The organism is Massilia agri (genome assembly GCF_024753255.1).
Classification (GTDB): Bacteria; Pseudomonadota; Gammaproteobacteria; order Burkholderiales; family Burkholderiaceae_D; genus Telluria; species Telluria agri.
On record NZ_JANUHA010000046.1, the window covers coordinates 1 to 1318 of the forward strand.

A 1318-nucleotide genomic window follows, 5' to 3' on the forward strand; every position below is an offset into this window, starting at 1 on the left:
TGGTTCATCGCGGATTACCGGGATAAACCTGTTGTAAACGCAAGAGAGCAGTAAGGAAGAGTTATTGTGTTTGTGCGACCAAACTCAACCAACTCAACCTACCGCTCTCATGCCAGATCATAGTCTCAGCCTCCCGTTCTGGGAAGGCTTTACTGCCGCTAGATTAGATGTTCAGGACGATATTGTCTGGATTACGCTGCGTCGAGATCCGACTGCTGCAATGGTTTGTAGCGGGTGTGGAGTGCATTGCTACCAGGTTCACGATGTCGCTACGCGCATCATTCGGGAGTTGCCGATGCAAGGGAAGCCGGTGCGGCTGCGGGTCCCCCTACGTCGCTTGAAGTGCAGCACGTGTGGCACCAGAGTCGAACGCGTGCTCTGGCTGGATCGCCATGCCAGGGTGACTCGCTCGCTGGCCGAGTTTGTAGGCTTGTGGTGCGAGAAGCTGCCAGTGGCCCACGTGTGCAAACTGGCGCAGCTGCACTGGGAAACAGTGCGCAGTATCGAGCGTGCCAAGCTCGAACGCGCATTAGCGGCGTTGCCTCCAGCACAGCCAACCCGGCTTGTAATGGACGAGTTTGCGTTGTTCAAGGGTCATCGTTATGCCACCGTTGTGCTCGATGCGGACAGCAGGCAAGTACTTTGGGTCGGCGAAGGCCGCAGCCGCGAGGCTATCCGTCCGTTCTTCGAATGGCTCGGCCCTGAACGCTGCGCCAACATCGAAGCCGTCGCGATGGACATGAATACCGCGTTCGACTTGGAGGTGCAGCAGCAATGTCCAAAGGCACGTGTGGTCTACGACCTCTTCCACGTCATCGCCAAGTACGGTCGTGAAGTGATCGACCGGGTGCGCGTCGACGAAGCGAATCGTCTGCGAGACGACCGTCCGCAGCGCAAGGTCGTCAAGCGCTCTCGCTGGCTATTGCTACGCAACCGGGAGAACGTCCCCCAGACACAGCAGGCAAGCCTGGATGAACTACTGGCCGCCAACCAGGCTTTGATGACGGTGTACGTGATGAAAACGACACTCAAGGAACTCTGGCAGACATCCGGCGGATGGCAGTGGCTGCTCGCTTGGCGGAACTGGATGAAGATGGCGCGCGACAGCGGGATCGAACCACTAAGGAAGTTTGCTGCCAAGCTCAAGCCTTACTGGCGAGGCATCGCATCTCGCCTGCGCTGGCCTATGCATACCGGCCAGCTCGAAGGCATCAACAACCGTATCAAAGTGATGAAGCGAATGGCCTACGGCTACCGGGATAGCGACTTCTTCTTCCTGAAGATTAAAGCCGCGTTTCCCGGAAATCCGTGAAGAACC

1 protein-coding gene is annotated in these 1318 nt (G+C 57.6%); it reads left to right on the plus strand.

What is annotated here, in order from left to right; translation table 11 throughout:
* Nucleotides 1-109: 109 nt before the first annotated feature.
* Entirely contained in the window at nt 110-1312 is a 1203-nt protein-coding gene (locus NX780_RS25055; RefSeq protein ID WP_370663650.1) for an ISL3 family transposase, read from the plus strand.
* Nucleotides 1313-1318: the final 6 nt, after the last annotated feature.

Coding starts and splice junctions, on each gene's coding strand:
- NX780_RS25055 (WP_370663650.1), top strand. CDS start 110: ATGCCAGATCATAGTCTCAGCCTCCCGTTCTGGGAAGGCTTTACTGCC.